The organism is Bacillus sp. FSL K6-0255 (genome assembly GCF_045040725.1).
GTDB lineage: Bacteria > Bacillota > Bacilli > Bacillales > Bacillaceae > Bacillus > Bacillus subtilis.
Genome location: NZ_CP150278.1, coordinates 2,643,651 through 2,666,495, shown reverse-complemented (window position 1 = coordinate 2,666,495; position 22,845 = coordinate 2,643,651). Strand labels below are relative to the sequence as shown.

The 22,845-nt window shown below is 45.1% G+C and carries 18 protein-coding genes, 1 other RNA gene and 1 other annotated feature; of the genes, 17 read left to right on the top strand and 2 right to left on the bottom strand.

Features of this window, described 5'->3' with window-relative positions; all coding sequences use genetic code 11:
• Positions 1-10 precede the first annotated feature (10 nt).
• From secDF to dtd, 7 genes are all read left to right on the top strand, one after another.
• On the top strand, positions 11-2,224 hold the full coding sequence (gene secDF / locus MHB62_RS13850) for a protein translocase subunit SecDF (protein ID WP_015714442.1): 2,214 nt from the start codon (positions 11-13) through the stop codon (positions 2,222-2,224).
• 157 nt (positions 2,225-2,381) lie between these two features.
• The gene (locus tag MHB62_RS13845; RefSeq protein WP_003229739.1) at positions 2,382-2,879 is read left to right on the top strand and encodes a cation:proton antiporter regulatory subunit; all 498 of its coding nucleotides are present in this window, start codon (positions 2,382-2,384) and stop codon (positions 2,877-2,879) included.
• A gap of 75 nt (positions 2,880-2,954) precedes the next feature.
• Positions 2,955-3,278, top strand: coding sequence for a lipopolysaccharide assembly LapA domain-containing protein (locus MHB62_RS13840; RefSeq protein ID WP_003229740.1), 324 nt, complete (start codon positions 2,955-2,957; stop codon positions 3,276-3,278).
• 66 nt (positions 3,279-3,344) lie between these two features.
• Positions 3,345-5,705 (top strand): single-stranded-DNA-specific exonuclease RecJ, encoded by a 2,361-nt coding sequence (recJ, locus tag MHB62_RS13835; protein ID WP_032722256.1) that lies wholly within the window; start codon positions 3,345-3,347, stop codon positions 5,703-5,705.
• Between the two features lie 5 nt (positions 5,706-5,710).
• The gene (locus MHB62_RS13830) at positions 5,711-6,223 is read left to right on the top strand and encodes an adenine phosphoribosyltransferase (protein WP_003229745.1); all 513 of its coding nucleotides are present in this window, start codon (positions 5,711-5,713) and stop codon (positions 6,221-6,223) included.
• A 167-nt stretch (positions 6,224-6,390) separates the two neighbouring features.
• Positions 6,391-8,595 (top strand): GTP diphosphokinase, encoded by a 2,205-nt coding sequence (gene relA, locus MHB62_RS13825; protein ID WP_003229747.1) that lies wholly within the window; start codon positions 6,391-6,393, stop codon positions 8,593-8,595.
• Positions 8,596-8,607: 12 nt separating this feature from the next.
• Entirely contained in the window at positions 8,608-9,048 is a 441-nt protein-coding gene (dtd, locus tag MHB62_RS13820; protein ID WP_004398689.1) for a D-aminoacyl-tRNA deacylase, read from the top strand.
• A 26-nt stretch (positions 9,049-9,074) separates the two neighbouring features.
• Here the strand turns inward: dtd and MHB62_RS13815 are convergent, their stop codons facing one another.
• Entirely contained in the window at positions 9,075-10,631 is a 1,557-nt protein-coding gene (locus MHB62_RS13815; RefSeq protein WP_032722255.1) for an SH3 domain-containing protein, read from the bottom strand.
• 132 nt (positions 10,632-10,763) lie between these two features.
• Between MHB62_RS13815 and MHB62_RS13810 the strand changes: the two genes are divergently transcribed.
• The 5 genes from MHB62_RS13810 to MHB62_RS13790 all read left to right on the top strand — a co-directional run bounded on the left by MHB62_RS13810 (position 10,764) and on the right by MHB62_RS13790 (position 15,482).
• Positions 10,764-10,934 carry a YrzK family protein gene (locus MHB62_RS13810; RefSeq protein ID WP_004399157.1) on the top strand — a complete coding sequence of 57 codons (171 nt, stop codon included), beginning with the start codon at positions 10,764-10,766 and terminating at the stop codon, positions 10,932-10,934.
• Between the two features lie 59 nt (positions 10,935-10,993).
• Positions 10,994-11,226 (top strand) — a binding site (T-box leader).
• An 89-nt stretch (positions 11,227-11,315) separates the two neighbouring features.
• Positions 11,316-12,590: a histidine--tRNA ligase gene (gene hisS, locus MHB62_RS13805; protein WP_032722254.1), complete on the top strand. Its 1,275-nt coding sequence runs from the start codon at positions 11,316-11,318 to the stop codon at positions 12,588-12,590.
• Positions 12,591-12,603: 13 nt separating this feature from the next.
• Positions 12,604-14,382, top strand: a complete 1,779-nt coding sequence (gene aspS / locus MHB62_RS13800; RefSeq protein ID WP_032722253.1) for an aspartate--tRNA ligase — start codon at positions 12,604-12,606, stop codon at positions 14,380-14,382.
• 60 nt (positions 14,383-14,442) lie between these two features.
• Positions 14,443-14,635: non-coding RNA, 6S RNA (gene ssrS / locus MHB62_RS13795), on the top strand.
• Positions 14,636-14,717: 82 nt separating this feature from the next.
• Positions 14,718-15,482 carry a ThiF family adenylyltransferase gene (locus tag MHB62_RS13790; protein WP_032722252.1) on the top strand — a complete coding sequence of 255 codons (765 nt, stop codon included), beginning with the start codon at positions 14,718-14,720 and terminating at the stop codon, positions 15,480-15,482.
• 41 nt (positions 15,483-15,523) lie between these two features.
• Here the strand turns inward: MHB62_RS13790 and MHB62_RS13785 are convergent, their stop codons facing one another.
• Positions 15,524-16,789 (bottom strand): replication-associated recombination protein A, encoded by a 1,266-nt coding sequence (locus MHB62_RS13785; protein WP_015714437.1) that lies wholly within the window; start codon positions 16,787-16,789, stop codon positions 15,524-15,526.
• A gap of 202 nt (positions 16,790-16,991) precedes the next feature.
• On the opposite strand from MHB62_RS13785, the gene cymR reads away from it, so the two are divergent.
• From cymR to MHB62_RS13760, 5 genes are all read left to right on the top strand, one after another.
• The gene (gene cymR, locus MHB62_RS13780) at positions 16,992-17,408 is read left to right on the top strand and encodes a cysteine metabolism transcriptional regulator CymR (RefSeq protein WP_003225879.1); all 417 of its coding nucleotides are present in this window, start codon (positions 16,992-16,994) and stop codon (positions 17,406-17,408) included.
• An 18-nt stretch (positions 17,409-17,426) separates the two neighbouring features.
• Positions 17,427-18,566: a cysteine desulfurase family protein gene (locus tag MHB62_RS13775; RefSeq protein ID WP_032722251.1), complete on the top strand. Its 1,140-nt coding sequence runs from the start codon at positions 17,427-17,429 to the stop codon at positions 18,564-18,566.
• Between the two features lie 30 nt (positions 18,567-18,596).
• Positions 18,597-19,712 carry a tRNA 2-thiouridine(34) synthase MnmA gene (gene mnmA / locus MHB62_RS13770; protein ID WP_004398509.1) on the top strand — a complete coding sequence of 372 codons (1,116 nt, stop codon included), beginning with the start codon at positions 18,597-18,599 and terminating at the stop codon, positions 19,710-19,712.
• A gap of 85 nt (positions 19,713-19,797) precedes the next feature.
• Entirely contained in the window at positions 19,798-20,418 is a 621-nt protein-coding gene (locus MHB62_RS13765) for a tetratricopeptide repeat protein (RefSeq protein WP_202926392.1), read from the top strand.
• A 24-nt stretch (positions 20,419-20,442) separates the two neighbouring features.
• Complete coding sequence (locus MHB62_RS13760) at positions 20,443-22,839, top strand: ATP-dependent RecD-like DNA helicase (protein ID WP_014477509.1); 2,397 nt, start codon at positions 20,443-20,445, stop codon at positions 22,837-22,839.
• Positions 22,840-22,845 lie beyond the last annotated feature (6 nt).

Genomic DNA, 22,845 nt, shown 5'->3' with positions numbered 1-22,845 from the left:
GATATACATAATGAAAAAAGGACGCTTGATTGCGTTTTTCCTTTTCGTTCTATTGATCGGCACGGGCTTGGGCTACTTTACGAAGCCTGCCGCTAACAATATTACGTTAGGATTGGATTTGCAAGGCGGATTTGAGGTGCTGTATGATGTACAGCCTGTAAAAAAAGGTGACAAAATCACAAAAGACGTTCTGGTCAGCACTGTAGAGGCATTGAACCGCCGGGCCAATGTTCTCGGTGTCAGCGAACCGAACATCCAAATTGAAGGGAATAACCGGATTCGCGTTCAGCTCGCTGGTGTGACAAACCAAAACAGAGCGCGTGAAATTCTGGCGACTGAAGCCCAGCTTTCTTTCAGAGATACGAATGACAAAGAATTGCTGAATGGCTCTGACCTCGTCGAAAACGGAGCTAAACAAACGTATGACGCCAAAACAAATGAACCGATTGTCAGCATTAAACTGAAAGATGCTGATAAATTCGGCGAAGTGACCAAAAAGGTCATGAAAATGGCGCCAAACAACCAGCTTGTTATTTGGATGGATTACGAAAAAGGGGACTCCTTTAAAAAAGAGGTTCAAAAAGAGCACCCTAAATATGTATCCGCCCCAAATGTAAGTCAGGAATTAAACACAACTGACGTTACAATTGAAGGGCAATTTACGGTTCAAGAAGCAAAAGATTTAGCCAGTATTTTAAACGCAGGCGCACTTCCTGTGAAACTGACTGAAAAATATTCGACATCAGTAGGCGCACAATTCGGCCAGCAGGCTCTCCATGATACGGTGTTTGCCGGTATTGTCGGTATCGCAATTATTTTCTTATTTATGCTTTTCTATTACCGTCTGCCGGGATTAATCGCGGTGATTACGCTATCTGTTTATATCTACATTACACTCCAGATCTTTGACTGGATGAATGCCGTACTCACGCTTCCGGGAATTGCCGCTCTCATTTTAGGTGTCGGGATGGCTGTTGACGCCAACATTATTACCTATGAGCGGATTAAAGAAGAGCTCAAGCTAGGAAAGTCAGTCCGCTCTGCCTTCCGTTCAGGAAACAGACGGTCATTTGCGACGATTTTTGACGCGAATATTACAACCATTATTGCAGCGGTTGTGCTCTTTATCTTTGGGACAAGCTCTGTTAAAGGGTTTGCGACAATGCTGATCCTATCGATTTTGACAAGCTTTATCACTGCCGTTTTCTTATCGAGATTTCTCCTCGCTCTCCTTGTGGAAAGCAGATGGCTTGATCGGAAAAAAGGCTGGTTTGGTGTCAATAAGAAACATATCATGGATATTCAGGATACGGATGAAAATACAGAGCCGCATACGCCATTCCAAAAATGGGATTTCACGAGCAAACGCAAATACTTCTTTATTTTCTCCAGTGCGGTCACGGTTGCCGGGATTATTATCCTGCTTGTGTTCAGGCTGAATCTTGGCATTGACTTTGCAAGCGGTGCACGGATTGAAGTACAAAGCGACCATAAGCTGACGACAGAGCAAGTTGAAAAGGACTTTGAATCTCTTGGTATGGACCCTGATACTGTCGTTCTGTCAGGCGAAAAGAGCAATATCGGTGTTGCCCGTTTTGTCGGGGTGCCAGATAAAGAAACCATAGCAAAAGTAAAAACGTATTTTAAAGACAAATACGGGTCTGAGCCAAATGTCAGCACAGTTTCACCGACAGTCGGTAAGGAGCTGGCAAGAAATGCGCTGTACGCAGTTGCTATAGCTTCTATTGGCATCATTATTTACGTTTCAATCCGATTCGAATACAAAATGGCGATTGCTGCCATCGCCTCATTGCTATATGACGCATTCTTTATCGTCACGTTCTTCAGTATTACAAGGCTTGAGGTAGATGTTACGTTCATCGCGGCCATCTTGACGATAATCGGGTATTCCATTAACGATACAATCGTTACATTTGACAGGGTCCGCGAGCATATGAAAAAGCGTAAGCCGAAAACATTTGCCGATCTGAACCATATTGTAAACCTGAGCCTGCAGCAAACCTTTACACGTTCAATTAACACTGTATTAACCGTTGTGATTGTTGTTGTGACATTGCTGATCTTTGGAGCATCTTCTATTACTAACTTCTCAATTGCTTTATTGGTCGGGCTGTTAACAGGCGTTTATTCTTCTCTATACATTGCCGCACAAATTTGGCTTGCATGGAAAGGAAGAGAACTGAAAAAAGATTCGGCGCAATAAAAAATATCAGGCTGTCCTCTGCAGGGCAGCCTGTTTTTTGAAGTTTCATTGAACTTAAAATAGACATTTGCTATAATGACATACGCTTACATTTAAACATATATATGGTGTTAAAAGTGTTTATGGCTGGTTTTCAGATATGTAGGAGGGTTTATATATGAGGGTTCGCGAATCAGAGCTGCCGGGCATAGGACAAAAAGTTGAAATGATTACTAGAAACCGTGATAAAATTTCAATTATCATTCATCATGACGGACGGAGAGAGCTTTACTATTTTGACGAAAACGACCATGAGGAATGTGTTGCCTCCGTGCAGTTTGATGACGCTGAAGCAAGGCAAATGTCTGCAATTCTTGGCGGAATGGCATATAAACCGAAAGCATTAGAACAGGTCGAGTCAGCCCTTGATGATTTGATTATAGAGTGGTGTAAAGCAGAGGCGGGAGCGCCTGCCATTCATCAGACGATTGGTGATTTGAATGTGGGTCAGGAATATCATGTAACGGTCATTGCAATTGTTAAAAAGAATCAGGATAAACAACTGAATCCGAGCTCTGAAACAGTCATTGACGAAGGCGATACACTTGTGATTTCCGGTGAGGGAACCGGACTGAAGAGGCTGATCCGGGAAAAATTAACAGCAAAGGGAGCTTAACCTAGTGTTAAGCCATGTTTAAAACCAGTCTTGATGGGGAAAGTTACCTCAATAAGAAGTTTGGGGGAAAAGAGAATGAATAAACAATGGACCATTATTTTCGCACTTATTTTCACCTTAATTGTCGCTATTTTCGCAGTCATTAATGTTCGATCCGTAGAAGTTGATTACCTGTTTGGAAGATCAGAATGGCCGCTCATTCTTGTTATTTTGGGCTCAGTTTTAATGGGAGCGCTGATCGTATTTTCTGTCGGCATTTTTCAGGTAATGAAATTGAAGCGGGAAATAAAAACCTTGCGGAAAGAAAATAGAACAGCAATACATAAACAAGAGGATACTCATCTTGCTGATCAGACTGACACACAGGATGCATCAGCCATGATTGAGAAAAAAGACTAGTTTTCGAATATTATTTGAAACCCCTCAGCCTGCTCTAGTATAATAGGGTGGTTGAGGGGTGAATTTATGTTAGCGTCAAAAATGCGATGGGAAATCCAGCGACCAGATCAGGATAAGGTCAAATCACTCACAGAACAATTGCATATAACACCTCTTGTTGCGTCCCTGCTTGTAAAAAGAGGCTTTGATACGGCAGAAAGCGCTAGGCTGTTTTTACATACAAAGGATGCCGATTTTTATGATCCTTTTGAAATGAAAGGCATGAAAGAAGCGGCATATCGAATAAAACAGGCGATTTCACAACAAGAAAAGATTATGATATATGGCGATTATGACGCCGATGGGGTTACAAGTACGTCAGTGATGCTTCACACGCTGCAAAAACTGTCGGCTCAAGTTGATTTTTATATACCTGACCGTTTTAAAGAAGGATATGGACCTAATGAACAGGCGTTTCGTTCGATTAAAGAACGGGGCTTCTCTTTGATCATTACGGTTGATACAGGAATTGCCGCTGTGCATGAAGCGAAGGTGGCAAAGGAACTCGGACTAGATGTCATCATTACCGATCATCATGAACCGGGACCGGAGCTTCCGGATGTCCATGCGATCGTCCACCCGAAGCAGCCTGGCTGCACTTACCCGTTTAAGGAGCTTGCCGGGGTTGGAGTCGCGTTTAAGCTTGCCCACGCTTTATTGGGTGAACTTCCTGATGAACTGCTTGACCTGGCGGCTATCGGCACCATTGCCGATCTAGTCCCGCTGCATGACGAAAACAGATTAATTGCAACACTAGGACTTGAAAGGCTTCGACGGACAAATCGGCTCGGCTTAAAAGAGCTGATTAAGCTGTCAGGCGGAGACATCGGAGAAGCGAACGAAGAAACTGTCGGATTTCAGCTCGCACCAAGGCTGAATGCCGTTGGAAGAATCGAACAGGCGGATCCCGCTGTTCATTTGCTTATGTCAGAGGATTCGTTTGAAGCGGAAGAGCTTGCCGCAGAAATTGACCAGCTGAACAAAGAGCGCCAAAAAATGGTCAGCAAAATGACGGATGAAGCGATTGAAATGGTTGAACAGCAAGGGCTCGATCAAACTGCAATTGTCGTGGCCAAAGCCGGATGGAACCCGGGAGTCGTCGGGATTGTGGCTTCAAAGCTTGTGGACCGTTTCTACCGACCGGCCATTGTTCTTGGCATTGATGAAGAAAAGGGAATCGCTAAAGGTTCGGCCCGAAGCATCAGAGGATTTAATTTATTTGAGAGCCTTTCTGAATGCAGAGATATTCTTCCTCATTTCGGCGGCCATCCAATGGCTGCGGGGATGACGCTGAAAGCCGAAGATGTGCCGGATTTGCGAAGCAGGCTGAATGAAATAGCGGACAATACGCTTACGGAAGAGGATTTTATTCCCGTACAGGAAGTCGACCTTGTCTGCGGCGTCGAAGACATTACAGTTGAAAGCATCGCAGAAATGAACATGCTGTCTCCTTTTGGCATGCTGAACCCGAAACCGCACGTTCTCGTAGAAAACGCAGTATTGGAAGATGTCCGCAAGATAGGGGCAAATAAAACTCATGTCAAAATGACGATCAGAAACGAGTCGTCCCAGCTTGATTGCGTCGGTTTTAATAAAGGCGAGCTTGAAGAAGGCATCGTACCGGGTTCAAGAATTTCCATTGTCGGTGAGATGTCAATCAACGAATGGAACAATCGAAAAAAGCCGCAGCTTATGATAAAGGATGCCGCTGTTTCTGAATGGCAGCTGTTTGATTTAAGGGGAAAACGGACGTGGGAAGACACAGTTTCCGCCCTTCCATCTGCTAAACGGGCCATTGTCTCTTTCAAAGAAGACTCATCAACATTACTTCAAACTGAAGGCCTTCGCCGAGAAGTGCACGTCATCAGTTCTGAAGATCAAGCAAAGGCGTTTGACCTTGATGGTGCATATATTGTATTACTGGATCCGCCGCCTTCGCTGGACATGCTCGCACGTTTGCTGGAAGGCAAGGCGCCTGAGCGGATATATTTTATTTTTCTCAATCATGAGGACCACTTTTTATCAACTTTTCCCGCAAGAGACCACTTTAAATGGTATTATGCGTTCTTGCTGAAAAGAGGCGCTTTTGACGTGAAAAAACACGGTTCAGAGCTTGCAAAACATAAAGGCTGGTCCGTTGAAACAATCAATTTCATGACAAAGGTGTTTTTTGATCTCGGTTTTGTTAAAATAGAGAATGGTGTGCTGTCTGTTGTGAGCGGAGCAAAGAAACGCGACTTAACAGACTCACAAACATATCAGGCGAAACAGCAGCTGATGGAACTGGATCAAAAGCTGAATTATTCTTCTGCTGAAGAGCTGAAGGAATGGCTGAATAAGCTGATGAAACAAGATTCAGAGGCTTATGAAAGTACGAGGAGGACATAAAACAGATGGATTTAAAACAATACGTAACAATTGTACCGGATTACCCGAAAGAGGGCGTGCAATTTAAAGATATTACGACACTGATGGATAAAGGCGATGTATACCGCTATGCCACAGATCAAATTGTTGAATATGCGAAAGAAAAGCAAATTGATTTGGTCGTTGGCCCTGAAGCGCGCGGCTTTATTATCGGCTGTCCCGTTGCTTACGCGCTTGGCGTAGGTTTTGCGCCGGTCCGCAAAGAAGGCAAGTTGCCTCGTGAAGTTATCAAAGTGGATTATGGCTTGGAATATGGAAAAGACGTATTAACGATCCACAAAGATGCGATTAAGCCTGGTCAGCGTGTGCTTATTACAGATGACCTGCTTGCGACAGGCGGCACAATTGAAGCGACAATCAAACTTGTTGAAGAACTTGGCGGCGTTGTTGCTGGTATCGCTTTCTTAATCGAGCTTTCTTACCTTGACGGCAGAAATAAGCTCGAAGATTACGACATCTTAACATTGATGAAATACTAAGGATAACCGCATAACGAAAAAGCACTCCATGTCAGGGTGCTTTTTTCCTATTGTTTTGCATTTATTTTATATAATATTTGGCTATTTGAACTTCTGCTCTTTACATCTTTCGTTTTTTTCTTGATAATAAACTACAATACAGTTTACATTTTAAAAAAGGTGATTCCATGGCGAACGAACAAGTATTGACTGCCGAGCAAGTTATAGATAAAGCGCGCAGCTATCTATCTGATGAGCATATCGCATTTGTCGAAAAAGCATATCTGTACGCTGAAGATGCTCATCGCGAGCAATACCGCAAATCGGGCGAGCCATATATTATTCATCCGATTCAGGTTGCGGGGATTCTCGTTGATCTTGAAATGGACCCTTCCACAATCGCGGGCGGATTTTTGCACGATGTCGTGGAAGATACAGATGTGACGCTCGATGACCTGAAAGAAGCATTTTCCGAAGAAGTGGCAATGCTTGTAGACGGCGTAACGAAACTCGGCAAAATTAAATATAAATCTCAAGAGGAACAGCAGGCGGAAAATCATCGCAAAATGTTTGTCGCTATGGCTCAAGATATCAGGGTCATATTGATCAAGCTGGCGGATCGTCTTCACAATATGCGGACACTGAAACATCTGCCTCAGGAAAAACAGCGGAGAATCTCCAATGAAACGCTGGAAATTTTTGCTCCTTTGGCGCATCGTCTCGGGATTTCAAAAATTAAGTGGGAATTGGAAGATACGGCGCTCCGTTATTTGAACCCTCAGCAATATTACAGAATTGTCAACCTCATGAAGAAGAAACGTGCAGAACGTGAGCTTTATGTCGATGAGGTTGTCAATGAAGTGAAGAAACGTGTCGAAGAAGTAAATATCAAGGCTGACTTCTCGGGACGCCCGAAACATATTTACAGCATTTATCGAAAAATGGTGCTGCAAAATAAGCAATTCAATGAAATTTACGATTTGCTGGCTGTCCGTATTCTCGTGAATAGCATAAAGGATTGCTACGCGGTGCTTGGCATCATTCACACATGCTGGAAACCGATGCCCGGCAGATTCAAAGATTATATCGCAATGCCGAAGCCGAATATGTATCAATCGCTTCATACAACGGTTATTGGGCCTAAAGGCGATCCGCTTGAAGTGCAGATCCGCACCTTTGAAATGCATGAAATAGCGGAATACGGGGTTGCGGCTCACTGGGCTTATAAAGAAGGGAAAGCAGCCAATGAAGGTGCAACCTTTGAGAAAAAGCTTTCTTGGTTCCGTGAAATTTTAGAATTTCAAAATGAATCAACAGATGCAGAAGAATTTATGGAATCGCTCAAAATTGATTTGTTCTCTGACATGGTGTATGTCTTTACGCCAAAAGGAGATGTAATCGAGCTTCCGTCCGGTTCTGTTCCGATTGACTTTTCTTACCGGATTCACTCTGAAATCGGCAATAAAACAATCGGTGCCAAAGTAAACGGAAAAATGGTTACGCTTGACCATAAGCTTCGGACAGGTGATATCGTTGAAATTCTCACTTCTAAGCATTCCTACGGTCCGAGCCAGGATTGGGTAAAGCTTGCCCAAACATCCCAAGCGAAGCATAAGATCCGTCAATTCTTTAAGAAACAGCGGCGTGAAGAAAATGTCGAAAAAGGCCGTGAGCTGGTCGAAAAAGAAATTAAAAACTTGGATTTTGAATTGAAGGATGTTTTAACGCCGGAGAATATTCAAAAGGTTGCTGACAAATTTAATTTTTCAAATGAAGAGGATATGTACGCGGCGGTCGGTTACAACGGCATTACGGCTCTGCAGGTGGCGAACCGCCTAACAGAAAAAGAGAGAAAGCAGCGCGACCAGGAAGAACAGGAAAAGATCGTTCAGGAAGTTACTGGGGAACCTAAGCCGTACCCGCAAGGAAGAAAACGGGAAGCTGGCGTTCGTGTCAAGGGCATCGACAACCTCCTTGTCCGTTTATCAAAATGCTGCAATCCTGTGCCAGGTGATGATATTGTCGGCTTTATCACAAAAGGCAGAGGGGTTTCGGTCCATCGCGAAGACTGTCCGAATGTCAAAACGAATGAAGCCCAAGAGCGGCTGATCCCGGTAGAGTGGGAGCATGAGTCACAGGTTCAAAAGCGCAAGGAATACAATGTTGAGATAGAGATTCTTGGGTATGACCGCCGCGGATTGCTGAACGAGGTGCTGCAGGCAGTGAATGAAACGAAAACAAATATTTCATCTGTCTCTGGCAAATCGGATCGCAATAAAGTGGCAACCATTCATATGGCGATTTTTATTCAGAATATCAATCACTTGCACAAAGTCGTCGAGCGTATTAAACAGATTAGAGATATCTACTCTGTGCGCCGCGTCATGAACTAAAGGGGTTAGAAAATGAGATTAGTTGTTCAGCGAGTAACAGAAGCAAGCGTTACAGTGGACGAAGAGGTCGTCGGCCAAATTGGACAAGGCCTTATGGTGCTGGTCGGCATCACTCACGATGATACAGAAGATGATGCAGCTTATTTAGCCGATAAAGTTGTCAATCTCCGTATTTTCGATGACAGTGAAGGGAAAATGAATCTGTCTCTTGTAGATATAGGAGGAGAGATTTTATCCGTCTCACAGTTTACGCTTTATGGAGATACGAAAAAAGGGCGCCGGCCGAACTACATGAACGCGGCCAAACCTGATAAAGCTTTAGGTCTTTATGAAAAATGGAATGACCTGCTTCGTGAAAAAGGAATCAAAGTGGAGACCGGAACGTTTGGAGCAATGATGGATGTTCAGCTTACAAACTCCGGACCGGTCACGCTCATTATGGATTCAAAATAAAAAAAGCTGCCAAAAGGCAGCTTTTTTTATTGGAAGTATTTCTCTAATCCGCTTTCGATCCCATCTGTTACTTTTTCTTGGTATGAATTGCTATGTACAATGGCTTCTTCCTGCGGATGGCTTACATATCCCAGCTCATACAGCATTGCGGGCTGTCTGTTTTCCCGGAGCACATAATAATCTCCGAATAATACGCCGCGGTCTGGAATGGAAGAACGCTTCACCACTTCTGAGTGGACATCTGATGCGAGTTCCTGATCTTTGGCAGGACTGTAGTAATATGCTGTACTGCCTCTAGTAGAGGTATCCGCATAGCTGTCATAATGAATACTGATAAAGGCGTCAGCGTTGCGGTAGTGAGACGTAGAGACCCGTGACTGCAGGCTGACAAAGGTATCATCCTGGCGTGTCACATATACATCCGCTCCAGCCGATCTAAGTTTGCTGGCGAGCAGTTTTGCCGTTTTGATCGTCAGGTTTTTCTCGAATTTCCCCGAATATCCGATCGTTCCGCTGTCTTTTCCTCCATGTCCCGGGTCAACAATAATCGTTTTATTGTTTAGAGAGCCGTTTCCAGACGGGGAATCAGAGACTGGCGGTTCACCTGCTTCTTCTGCGCTTTTAGACGTTTGGACCACCCAATTGGCTACATAAGCAGTTTGCCCGTTATCAAGCTTTATTTCATACCAGCTTCCCTTTGAACCGGTAATGGTGTATGAATCTCCTTTGGCAGCACGCTCAACGATCGAAGCTGATGTTGACGCATCACTTCTTAGATTCGTTCCTCCGTACATGATATAGGCTTTTTTAGCGGAGGATGAACTGCCGGCATTTGCTGAATCATCAGCTGGAACAGAACTAGTCAAAATGTAATGGCTTGCAACCCAGCCTTTTAGCCCATTCACCTCAATGTGAGCCCAGCCATTTTTCTCGTTGAGAACCGTCAGTTTCGTTCCGCGATCAAGTTTTGTTATAATTGCCGCGTCATGTGAGGCGGAGGCTCTTACATTTAGCGAAGAAACACCGACTGTGCCCGTCGTTGACGCACCAGAATCCTCGGTTTGGTCACTCTCATCAGACGCTGAACTGCTGCCTCCTGATGTGACATATTCAGATGATACCCATCCGGTGGCACTTTGATAGGATATCTTGATCCAGCCCGAATCTTTATCAATGACAGATGCTTGGCTGCCTTGCGGGAATTTGCCGATGACTTCGTAGGAAGTGCCCGGGCCGCTTCTCATCCGCAGATCGGGGTCTGTTGATGTCACAGTGTCACTGCTTCCTGAGGAGCTTGTGCTGGCCTGGTCTTCCTTTGTAATAAGCCAGGAGACTACCCAGCCCTTTTCTCCGGAACCAAGCTGTATCTGCACCCAGTCTCCATCTTCCTTTAAAATCGGATAGCGTTCTCCCTTTTTTACTTCCGCTGTAATGCCGTAGCTAAGCCCAGGGCCGCTTCTGACGTTCATTTCATCTGTTGCGATGACCGCTTCTCCTTGAGCAGCTGTAACGGATGAAGAGGTCGGGAATAGCGCTGCGGTGAAAATAATACATACAATAAGGACAAAGTATTTCTTGTTCATTGTGTCCTCCTTTCTGATGATCATTAAAAAAGCATTCTTGTTTAATATCGTAAAGTCCTTTCTGATTTTTAAATAAAAATAAAATGATTTGTTTATACTAAGCGTAAATACAATCAAAAAGGTGTGCAAATCATGAAATATCATCCAAAAATGGGACGTGCATTTCACGACGGTGAAGCGAATCTGCATTACAGCGATCACGCAGATCCCGATACGACTGGTTATCTTACGGAAACAGCATCTGAATTTGGTCTTATGTCCAAAGAAGCAGCGCTGAGGAAAAACAACCGGAATAAAGCTTGACAGAGAACCCCAATCCCATTATTATAATAGAAATTGAGTACATAGCAAATGATGAAAGATTTGAACCAATAATGGAGAAGAGTAGGTCAGATTGCATGATTAGAGAGGAACCCGCCCCAGGCTGAAAGCGGATCCCATTGCGTCTTTCTCGAAACAACACTCCGGAGGTTTCCTGCTGAACGCGTGAATAACGCCATTAGGCAGTGAACGTGAACCTGCGTTAAAGGATCGAGCGGGAATATGAACGTATTCCAACTAGGGTGGCACCACGGGTATAACTCTCGTCCCTACTATCATGTATAGTAGGGGCGGGAGTTTTTTTCATTTTCATCATTAACGATCATTGGATATTTTAAAAGGAATACATAAGGAGGTCTACCTATGGGATATAACATTCCGAGAGGAACACAGGATATTCTGCCTGGAGAATCAGATCGCTGGCAGTTTGTTGAACAAATTATGAGAGACACTTGCCGCACTTATCAATATAAAGAAATCCGCACACCGATTTTTGAGCATACAGAACTGTTTGCCAGAGGCGTCGGGGAATCAACGGATATCGTACAAAAAGAAATGTATACCTTCGAGGACCGCAAAGGCAGAAGCCTGACGCTTCGTCCGGAGGGAACAGCTGCTGCGGTTCGCGCTTTTAATGAAAACAAGCTGTTCGCAAATCCTGTACAGCCGACAAAGCTTTATTATGTCGGGCCGATGTTCCGTTATGAACGTCCTCAGACGGGCCGTTACCGCCAGTTTTATCAGTTTGGAATTGAAGCGATTGGTTCGAAAGACCCTGCAATCGACGCTGAAGTAATGGCGCTTGCGATGAGTATTTATGAAAAAGCAGGTTTAGAAAACGTTAAGCTTGTCATAAACAGTCTCGGCGATCAAGATAGCCGCAAAAGCTACAGAGAAGCGCTTGTGAAACATTTCGAGCCTCGCATCGAAGAATTTTGTTCAGACTGCCAGTCCCGGCTGCACACGAACCCGCTTAGAATTTTGGACTGCAAAAAAGACCGAGATCATGAGCTGATGAAATCGGCACCTTCGATTTTGACATATTTAAATGAAGAATCAGCCGCTTATTTTGACAAAGTGAAACAATACTTAAATGATCTTGGCATTTCGTATGAAATCGATCCGAACCTTGTGAGAGGGCTGGATTATTACAACCACACCGCATTTGAAATTATGAGCAATGCGGAGGGCTTTGGCGCGATTACGACACTTGCCGGCGGCGGGCGCTACGACGGGCTTGTCGAACAGATCGGCGGACCAGAAGCACCGGGCATCGGATTTGCGATGAGCATCGAACGCTTGCTTGCCGCAATTGATGCTGAAAAAAGAGAGTTGCCTGTTGATAAGGGAATCGACTGCTATATCGTCACACTCGGCGAAAAAGCAAAGGATTATTCTGTTTCATTGGTGTACAAACTGAGAGAAGCAGGCATTTCCAGTGAAATCGATTATGAAAATAAGAAAATGAAAGGCCAGTTTAAAACAGCTGATCGCTTAAATGCCAGATTTATTGCGATTTTGGGTGAAGATGAGCTTGCCCAAAACAAAATCAATGTAAAGGATGCACAGACTGGCGAACAGATTGAAGTGGCACTTGATGAATTTATACATGTGATGAAGGCAAACCAAAAGGGATAAGGAGTGAAACGCATTGTTTGGAAGAACATATTATTGCGGTGATATAACTGAAAAAGCAATTGGCGAATCTGTAACGCTGAAAGGATGGGTCCAAAAAAGACGAGACCTCGGCGGATTGATTTTTATTGACTTGCGTGACCGTACGGGCATTGTTCAAGTCGTTTTTAACCCTGATGTGTCAAAAGAAGCGCTTGCTGTTGCGGAAGGCATCAGAAATGAATACGTGCTTGATATTCAAGGAAAAGTGGTGGCGCGTGAAGAGGGAACAGTTAATCCGAATTTGAAAACAGGCGCGATCGAAATACATGCTGATGGAGTGAACGTATTAAATGCTGCAAAGACACCTCCATTTGCGATTTCTGATCAAGCTGAAGAAGTGTCAGAGGACGTTCGTTTAAAACACCGTTACTTAGATTTGCGCAGACCGGCTATGTTCCAGACGATGCAGCTGCGCCATAACGTGACGAAAGCTGTTCGCAGCTTTTTAGATGAAAATGGGTTTCTTGATATTGAAACGCCGATTTTAACAGGAAGCACGCCTGAAGGCGCACGTGACTACCTGGTGCCGAGCCGTGTGCACGAAGGTGAGTTCTACGCGCTGCCGCAGTCCCCGCAGCTATTTAAACAGCTTCTGATGGTATCAGGCATTGAACGATATTATCAAATTGCCCGCTGTTTCCGCGATGAAGACTTGCGTGCGGACCGCCAGCCTGAGTTTACGCAAATTGATATTGAAATGTCCTTTATGAGCCAGGAAGACATTATGTCATTGGCTGAGGAGATGATGGCAAAGGTTATGCGTGAAACAAAAGGTGAGGAACTTAAGCTTCCTCTTCCTCGAATGACGTATGACGAAGCAATGAACAAGTACGGTTCTGATAAACCGGATACGCGTTTTGACATGCTTTTGACGGATGTGTCTGACATTGTAAAGGATACGGAATTTAAAGTGTTCTCATCAGCTGTAGCAAACGGCGGCGTGGTTAAAGCCATCAACGTAAAAGGCGGTGCCGGCGATTACTCCAGAAAAGACATCGACGCTCTTGGCTCTTTTGCTGCAAACTACGGGGCAAAAGGGCTTGCCTGGGTGAAGGTTGAGGCAGACGGAGTGAAAGGCCCGATCGCTAAATTCTTTGATGAAGAAAAGCAGTCTAAGCTGATTGAAGCACTTGATGCTGCTGAAGGTGATTTGCTGCTGTTCGGAGCGGATCAATTCGAAGTTGTGGCCGCATCACTCGGCGCCCTGCGCTTAAAGCTTGGGAAAGAGCGCGGGCTGATTGACGAAAAATTGTTCAATTTCTTATGGGTCATCGACTGGCCGCTATTAGAGCATGATCCGGAAGAAGGCCGTTTTTACGCAGCGCACCATCCGTTCACAATGCCTGTCCGCGAAGACCTTGAGCTGATTGAAACAGCGCCTGAAGACATGAAAGCACAAGCCTATGACCTCGTCTTAAATGGCTATGAGCTTGGCGGCGGTTCAATCCGTATTTTCGAAAAGGATATTCAGGAAAAAATGTTTGCGCTTCTCGGCTTCTCACCAGAAGAAGCGGCTGAACAGTTCGGATTCCTGCTGGAAGCATTTGAATACGGCGCTCCTCCGCACGGCGGAATCGCACTCGGCTTAGACCGTCTCGTTATGCTTCTCGCTGGACGTACGAACCTGAGAGATACGATTGCATTCCCGAAAACGGCAAGCGCAAGCTGCCTGATGACAGAAGCGCCAGGCGAAGTAAGCGACGCCCAGCTTGACGAGCTTCATCTTTCTATCAAGAAAAAAGTTAAGAACTGAATGTGCAGTTCGATTCTTGAAAATCAAAATCGTCTGTGATATGATTTTGACAAGTTAAATAAAGTCCTGATGTGTTAGTTGTACACCTAGTTTTGACCGAACATTTTTTTGATTTGGGAGCCCGCATTTTTAAATGGCGTACATGCCTCTTTTCATTCGGTAAAGAGGACTTACAAGATTTAAAAGAGGGCACCCACCTGCTGAGAGCGGGTTCAAAACAAAGGAAAGCTGCAACGGCACTATTGGGACTTTATTTTTTGTGCGCAGAAAAAACGGCTGCTCATGGATCAGCCATTTTATAGATGAAACCAGAATACGAATGTGGAGTGAGGTTCTTGTTACACCAGTTTTCACGCAATGAATTAGCTATCGGAAAAGAAGGCCTTGAAACGCTGAAAAACAGCACAGTTGCTGTGCTTGGAGTCGGGGGAGTCGGGTCGTTCGCGGCGGAAGCTCTCGCGCGGTCAGGCGTCGGCCGCATTCTGCTTGTCGACAAAGATGATGTCGACATTACAAATGTAAACCGTCAGCTTCACGCGCTGCTTTCAACTGTCGGACAGCCGAAAGTTGATTTAATGAAGGCGCGGATCGCAGACATTAACCCGGAGTGTGAAGTGATCGCGTTAAAAATGTTCTATACGGAGGAAACGTATGAGCAGTTTTTTGACTATGATCTTGACTATGTCATTGATGCGTCAGACACCATTTGTTATAAAATTCATTTAATGAAAGAATGTCTAAAACGGGATATTCCGCTCATCTCCAGCATGGGTGCTGCAAATAAAACGGATCCGACACGCTTCCAAATCGCTGATATCTCAAAAACGCACACTGATCCAATTGCGAAGGTCATCCGTACGAAATTACGCAAGGAGGGTATCAAAAAAGGCGTTCAAGTGATTTTCTCTGATGAAAGCCCGATTGTCATTCGGGAAGATGTCAGAAAAGAAGTGGGGAATGACGAAGCGAAAATACGTAAAGCAAAAATGCCGCCTTCCTCTAATGCTTTTGTGCCGTCAGTTGCAGGTTTGATTATGGGCGGACATGTTGTCATGGATCTTTTGAAAGACATTGAAATCAAACGTGTGAAGGATAAATAATGCATAAAAACAGCCTTGATGATCAAGGCTGTTTTTTTGTTTTATTTTCTTTTCATTAATTTATCGTACACCTGCTTTAAGGCAGATTCGAACTTTCCAGTCTGTTTCGGCTTATAGTATTGCTTATTTTTCAGAGGATCAGGGAGGTATTGTTGTTCGACCCAACCGTTGTCGTAATTGTGCGGGTATTTATAGTCGATTCCTCTTCCTAATTCCTGAGCTCCTTTATAATGCGCGTCTTTTAAATGCTTCGGGACATCCCCAATTTTTCCGGCTCTGATATCTGCCAGGGCCTCATCGATTGCCAGAATGGCAGAGTTTGATTTCGGTGAGAGGCAAAGCTCAATAACTGCGTTGGCCAGCGGGATTCGCGCTTCAGGAAACCCGACTCGCTCAGCGGTCTGAATAGCGTTCAGCACTCTAGGGCCGGCTTGCGGGCTTGCTAAACCGATATCTTCATAGGCGATAACAAGCAATCGTCTTGCGATGCTCTCCAGATCACCGGCTTCAATTAATCTAGCCAAATAGTGAAGAGCAGCGTTGGCATCAGAGCCGCGGATCGATTTTTGAAAAGCGGACAGTACATCATAATGCGCGTCACCATCTTTATCGTGAGAAAAGCTTTTTTTCTGCAAGCATTCTTCCGCGGTTTCTAATGTAATGTGAATTTCACCGTCTGCTGACTCCTTCGTTGACAACACGGCAAGCTCAAGCGCATTTAAAGCGGAGCGGACATCTCCTCCGCATCCGTGGGCAAAATGCTCCATCGCCTGATCATCAATGGATACAGAATAGGTGCCAAGGCCCCGATGCTCATCATGGAGCGCACGTTCCAGTGCCTGTTTAATCAGATCAGGTGTTAACGGTTCAAGCTCAAAAATCTGGGTCCGGCTTCTGATCGCCGGATTAATGGCATGATACGGGTTAGCCGTCGTTGCTCCGATCAAAATGATCATTCCGTTTTCTAAATAGGGTAATAGAAAATCCTGTTTTCCTTTATCCAGCCTGTGGACTTCATCCAGAATCAAAATCACTTGGCCGGACATCTTGGCTTCCTGAGCTACGATTTCCATATCTTTTTTATTGTTAATGACAGCATTCAGCTTTCGAAAAGCAATACTTGTTGAACCGGCGATTGCTGTTGCGATTGATGTTTTTCCAATTCCGGGCGGCCCGTACAAAATCATGGATGACAAATGTTTTGCCTGGACCATTCTGCCAATAATTTTATCTTCAGCCACCAGATGCTGCTGGCCGATAATATCCTCTATTTTTGTCGGACGCATCCGATATGCCAATGGCTTCATCTATCATCTCTCCTTACTTAATTACAGGGTAACGGAAAACCGTACATTAGAAAAGGGTAAAGGCCCCTTTCCTTCTGCCTCAATGAAAATTCGCTGAAGGTATGTTATAATAACAGTTGGTCTATAAGATAATAAACGGACGAAACATATAGAAATTACCATTATAAATGTGGAAAATCATGAAATAACAGAGGTGTTCATGTTGAAAATATCAACTAAGGGAAGATACGGGCTCACCATTATGATCGAGCTTGCAAAAAAGCACGGTGAAGGCCCGACTTCATTAAAAAGCATCGCACAGACGAATAATTTGTCCGAGCATTATTTGGAGCAGCTGGTATCGCCGCTCAGAAATGCCGGTTTAGTGAAAAGCATCAGAGGCGCATATGGCGGATATGTATTAGGCAGTGAGCCGGATGCCATTACTGCGGGAGATATTATCCGTGTGCTTGAGGGGCCGATCAGCCCTGTTGAAGTGCTGGAAGATGAGGAGCCTGCCAAGCGTGAGCTCTGGATTCGCATCCGGGATGCTGTAAAAGAGGTTTTAGACAGTACAACATTAGAGGATCTTGCCAGCTATACAGACGGAGAGCAAGAAGCTTATATGTTCTATATTTAGATCAGAGGTGTAAACATAATGGAACGGATTTATTTAGATCATGCCGCAACGTCTCCGATGGATGAGCGCGTGCTGGAAAAAATGATACCGCACTTCTCCGGCAGTTTCGGTAATCCCTCCAGTATTCATTCATTTGGCAGAGAATCTCGAAAATGGGTGGATGAAGCAAGAGCGCAGATCGCAGCAGAAATCGGAGCGGCAGAGCAGGAGATCATTTTTACAAGCGGGGGAACGGAAGCTGATAACTTGGCGATCATGGGAACCGCACTTGCAAGAAAAGATCTTGGCAGACATATCATCACAACAAAAATTGAGCATCACGCCGTGCTTCACACATGTGAAAAACTTGAGGAAGACGGATTTGACATAACGTATCTGGACGTTGACCAAAATGGAAGAGTCAGTGCAAAACAGGTGAAAGAAGCACTGCGTGATGATACAATCCTTGTGACAGTGATGTATGGAAATAATGAAGTTGGAACAGTGCAGCCGATCGAAGAAATCGGTGAGCTGTTAAAGGAACACAAAGCTTATTTTCATACCGATGCTGTTCAGGCATTCGGGTTGCTGCCAATTGATGTGAAAAACAGCCATATTGACCTTCTGTCTGTTTCCGGGCACAAGCTCAACGGGCCAAAAGGGACAGGCTTTTTATATGCTAGTAAAGATGTGAAGCTTTCACCGCTTTTATTCGGAGGAGAGCAAGAAAGAAAACGCCGTGCCGGAACGGAAAATGTTCCAGGCATTGTCGGGCTGAAAGAAGCGATCAAGCTGTCAAGTGAAGAACGTGACGAAAAAAACGAGAAGTATCAATCGTTTAAAGCAATCTTTGCCGACACGCTTAGAGATGCAGGTGTGGCATTCGAGGTCAACGGGGACAAAGAGCATAGTCTGCCGCATGTTCTGAATCTTTATTTCCCCGGTGTGTCAGTGGAAGCGCTGCTGGTTAATCTTGATATGGCTGGTGTCGCTGTCTCCAGCGGTTCAGCGTGCACGGCCGGTTCAGTCCTGCCGTCACATGTTCTGACTGCTATGTTCGGCGAAGAGAGTGACCGGCTGACGTCCTCTATTCGAATCAGCTTCGGCCTCGGCAATACGGCTGAGCAAGTGAAAACTGCTGCCAAACATGTGGCCGACGTTGTCAAACGGCTGACATAATAAGGCGGCGTAGTAATTGGAGTGAATGAAATGGAAAAACGGCCGGAGGATACAAGAGTCGTCGTCGGCATGTCCGGCGGAGTAGACTCATCTGTGGCGGCCCTGCTGTTAAAAGAACAGGGCTATGATGTAATCGGAATCTTTATGAAAAACTGGGATGATACGGACGAAAACGGTTTTTGCACGGCGACAGAGGATTATGAAGATGTGATCCGCGTCTGCAACCAAATCGGAATTCCGTATTATGCCGTAAACTTTGAAAAGCAATATTATGAGAAGGTATTTCAATACTTCCTTGATGAATATAAAGCAGGCAGAACACCAAACCCGGATGTATTGTGCAACAAAGAAATTAAATTCAAGGCCTTTTTGGAGCATGCATTGTCACTTGGCGCCGACTATTTAGCGACTGGCCACTATGCAAGAGTAGACAGAAGCGGCGGAAAAGTCAGAATGCTGCGCGGCATTGATGAAAACAAGGATCAAACGTACTTCCTGAATCAGCTGACAGAAGATACGCTGAGCAAAGTCATGTTCCCGATCGGCGAACTTCAAAAAAGCCGTGTGCGTGAAATTGCCAAAGAAGCAGAACTTGCAACAGCGACGAAAAAAGACAGTACAGGCATCTGCTTTATCGGCGAACGCAACTTCAAAACGTTTCTCAGCCAATATCTCCCTGCACAGCCGGGCGATATGATGACGATGGACGGCGAAGTAAAAGGCCGCCACGACGGGTTGATGTACTATACGATCGGACAGCGTCACGGCCTTGGCATCGGCGGAAGCGGCGAGCCGTGGTTTGCGGTAGGCAAAGATCTTGAAAAGAACATCCTCTACGTAGATCAAGGGTTCCATAACCCGCTTTTATATTCCGACAAAATCACAGCAACAAATATCAGCTGGGTACGTTCGGATATCATGAAGGGCGAAGAGATTTCCTGCACGGCTAAATTCCGTTACCGCCAAGAGGATCATAAAGTAACAGTGCGCATGACTGGCGAAGGTGAAGCGGAAGTCATCTTTGATGAACAAGTCCGCGCTGTAACGCCGGGACAAGCCGTTGTCTTCTATGACGGCGAAGAATGCCTTGGCGGCGGGACAATTGATGATGTGTACAAAGACGGAACAAAATTGTGGTACGTATAAAAGATGAAAAACCTCAACACTGAGTTGGGGTTTTTTAATGAAAGGAAGATGATCGGTGGATTATAATCAACTCGGTATAGAGGCGATGCAGGAAGGCGATTACGAGAAAGCGGCAGAGGCATTTACAAAAGCGATTGAAGAAAATAAAGAAGACGCGATTCCGTATATCAATTTTGCCAACCTGCTTTCATCCGTAAACGAGCTGGAACGTGCGCTTGCGTTTTATGATAAAGCGCTTGAATTAGACAATAGCGCAGCCACTGCTTATTATGGAGCAGGAAATGTCTATGTTGTAAAAGAAATGTACAAAGAAGCGAAAGACATGTTTGAAAAAGCGCTTCGTGCGGGGATGGAAAACGGCGACCTGTTTTACATGCTCGGAACGGTGCTTGTCAAGCTCGAACAGCCTAAGCTTGCACTGCCATATTTACAAAGAGCAGTCGAACTGAATGAAAACGATACGGAAGCGCGTTTTCAATTCGGGATGTGCTTAGCCAACGAGGGCATGCTGGACGAAGCGCTCAGCCAATTCGCAGCTGTGACAGAGCAAGACCCGGGGCATGCAGATGCATTTTATAATGCCGGTGTCGCTTATGCTTATAAAGAAAACCGAGAAAAAGCGCTGGAAATGCTGGACAAGGCAATCGATATCCAGCCAGATCATATGCTTGCGCTTCATGCTAAAAAACTGATTGATCCATCATAACAGGCACAGGAGGAGGGACAGCTCGTGCAGCAGCATCCGGATCAGCTTAAACTGGAGGAAGAGCCCTATTTAAAAGGGACAGTCAACACAGTCATCTATCATAATGACACCAATTTATATACGGTTCTGAAAGTGAAAGTCACAGAGACCTCCGAAGCCATTGAAGATAAAGCCGTATCCGTGACGGGCTACTTCCCTGCGCTTCAAGAAGAAGAGACCTACACGTTTTACGGAAAGATCGTAACCCATCCAAAATTCGGGCTCCAATTTCAGGCGGAGCATTTCAAAAAGGAGATTCCAACGACTAAGGAAGGCATCATTCAATATTTATCGAGTGATTTATTCGAGGGGATCGGCAAAAAAACAGCTGAAGAAATTGTGAAAAAGCTGGGCGACAGCGCCATTAATAAAATATTGGCTGATGCTTCAGTGCTTTATGATGTTCCCAGACTCTCAAAAAAGAAAGCAGACACGCTGGCTGGCGCATTGCAGCGGCATCAGGGACTGGAGCAAATCATGATTTCCTTGAATCAGTTTGGCTTTGGCCCGCAGCTGTCTATGAAAATCTATCAAGCCTATGAATCCGAGACGCTTGAAAAGATTCAGGAAAATCCTTATCAGCTTGTGAAGGATGTAGAAGGCATCGGGTTTGGAAAAGCGGATGAGCTGGGCAGCAGAATGGGTCTTTCGGGTAACCATCCTGAGCGGGTAAAAGCTGCTATTTTGTACACGCTTGAAACGACTTGTCTGTCAGAGGGGCACACGTACATAGAAACGGAACAGCTGATCATTGACACCCAATCTCTGTTAAACCAGTCAGCAAGGGAAGGGCAGCGCATCACAGAAATGGATGCCGCTAACGCAATTATTGCCCTTGGAGAAAATAAAGACATTGTCATAGAAGATGGACGCTGTTATTTTCCATCGCTGTTTTACGCAGAACAAAACGTTGCAAAGCGTGTGAAACATATCGCTAGCCAAACCGAATATGAGAACCAGTTTCCCGAATCAGAGTTTTTGCTCGCGTTGGGAGAACTGGAAGAACGGATGAACGTTCAGTATGCCCCCAGCCAGAAGGAAGCGATTCAAAAAGCCCTTTCCTCGCCGATGCTTCTTTTAACAGGCGGTCCGGGAACAGGGAAAACGACGGTAATCAGAGGGATTGTCGAGCTCTACGGAGAGCTTCACGGTGTGTCACTAGATCCGTCAGCTTATAAAAAGGATGAAGCTTTTCCGATTGTTTTGGCCGCTCCGACAGGGAGAGCAGCAAAACGGATGAGTGAATCAACGGGACTTCCTGCAGTCACGATACACAGGCTGCTTGGCTGGAACGGTGCTGAAGGCTTTACTCATACAGAGGATCAGCCGATCGAAGGGAAGCTGTTAATTATCGATGAAGCCAGTATGCTTGATATATGGCTGGCGAATCATTTGTTCAAGGCGATCCCTGATCATATACAAATCATCATTGTCGGAGACGAAGACCAGCTGCCTTCCGTCGGTCCGGGACAAGTGCTCAGAGACCTGCTGGCATCCCAGGTGATTCCGACTGTGAGACTGACAGACATCTATCGCCAGGCGGAGGGGTCATCAATCGTCGAGCTTGCCCACCAGATGAAAAATGGATTGCTGCCGAACAATTTGACTGCCCCGACAAAGGACCGTTCCTTTATTCGCTGCGGCGGCTCGCAAATCAAAGAAGTAGTTGAGAAGGTTGTCGCCAATGCATTGAAAAAAGGCTATACAGCAAAGGACATTCAGGTCCTCGCTCCGATGTACAGAGGAAAAGCCGGCATTAATGAATTGAATGTGATGCTGCAGGACATTTTAAATCCTCCTAAAGAAAAACGGAGAGAATTGAAGTTCGGGGATGTTGTCTACAGAACCGGAGATAAAATTTTGCAGCTTGTCAATCAGCCGGAAAACAATGTGTTCAACGGAGATATTGGCGAAATCACGTCGATATTTTATGCAAAGGAAAATACAGAAAAAGAAGACATGGCCGTCGTTTCTTTTGACGGCAATGAAATGACGTTTACGAAAAAAGATTTTAATCAATTTACCCATGCGTATTGCTGTTCTATTCATAAATCGCAGGGAAGTGAATTTCCGATTGTGGTTTTGCCTGTTGTGAAAGGCTATTATAGAATGCTCAGAAGAAACCTTCTTTATACCGCGATTACAAGAGCGAAGAAATTTCTCATTTTATGCGGGGAAGAGGAGGCGCTGGAGTGGGGCGTGAAAAATAATGATGCAACTGTCAGACAGACCTCCTTGAAAAACAGGCTGTCCGTACAGGTTGAGGAAATGGATGCCGAGCTTGAAGCTTTGCAAAAAGAGCTCCCGTTCAGCGTACACGACGCCAACATTGGCATGGAAGGCATTACACCATTCGATTTTATGAAAGAAGAACAGCAATAAAATGCT

Excerpts from the sequence above, each read along its gene's own strand:
- recJ (WP_032722256.1), top strand. The coding sequence starts at position 3,345 with ATGTTAGCGTCAAAAATGCGATGGGAAATCCAGCGACCAGATCAGGAT.
- hisS (WP_032722254.1), top strand. The coding sequence starts at position 11,316 with ATGGGATATAACATTCCGAGAGGAACACAGGATATTCTGCCTGGAGAA.
- MHB62_RS13775 (WP_032722251.1), top strand. The coding sequence starts at position 17,427 with ATGGAACGGATTTATTTAGATCATGCCGCAACGTCTCCGATGGATGAG.
- MHB62_RS13845 (WP_003229739.1), top strand. The coding sequence starts at position 2,382 with ATGAGGGTTCGCGAATCAGAGCTGCCGGGCATAGGACAAAAAGTTGAA.
- MHB62_RS13840 (WP_003229740.1), top strand. The coding sequence starts at position 2,955 with ATGAATAAACAATGGACCATTATTTTCGCACTTATTTTCACCTTAATT.
- MHB62_RS13830 (WP_003229745.1), top strand. The coding sequence starts at position 5,711 with ATGGATTTAAAACAATACGTAACAATTGTACCGGATTACCCGAAAGAG.
- secDF (WP_015714442.1), top strand. The coding sequence starts at position 11 with ATGAAAAAAGGACGCTTGATTGCGTTTTTCCTTTTCGTTCTATTGATC.
- MHB62_RS13765 (WP_202926392.1), top strand. The coding sequence starts at position 19,798 with ATGCAGGAAGGCGATTACGAGAAAGCGGCAGAGGCATTTACAAAAGCG.
- relA (WP_003229747.1), top strand. The coding sequence starts at position 6,391 with ATGGCGAACGAACAAGTATTGACTGCCGAGCAAGTTATAGATAAAGCG.
- mnmA (WP_004398509.1), top strand. The coding sequence starts at position 18,597 with ATGGAAAAACGGCCGGAGGATACAAGAGTCGTCGTCGGCATGTCCGGC.
- MHB62_RS13810 (WP_004399157.1), top strand. The coding sequence starts at position 10,764 with ATGAAATATCATCCAAAAATGGGACGTGCATTTCACGACGGTGAAGCG.
- MHB62_RS13815 (WP_032722255.1), bottom strand. The coding sequence starts at position 10,631 with ATGAACAAGAAATACTTTGTCCTTATTGTATGTATTATTTTCACCGCA.
- dtd (WP_004398689.1), top strand. The coding sequence starts at position 8,608 with ATGAGATTAGTTGTTCAGCGAGTAACAGAAGCAAGCGTTACAGTGGAC.
- MHB62_RS13785 (WP_015714437.1), bottom strand. The coding sequence starts at position 16,789 with ATGAAGCCATTGGCATATCGGATGCGTCCGACAAAAATAGAGGATATT.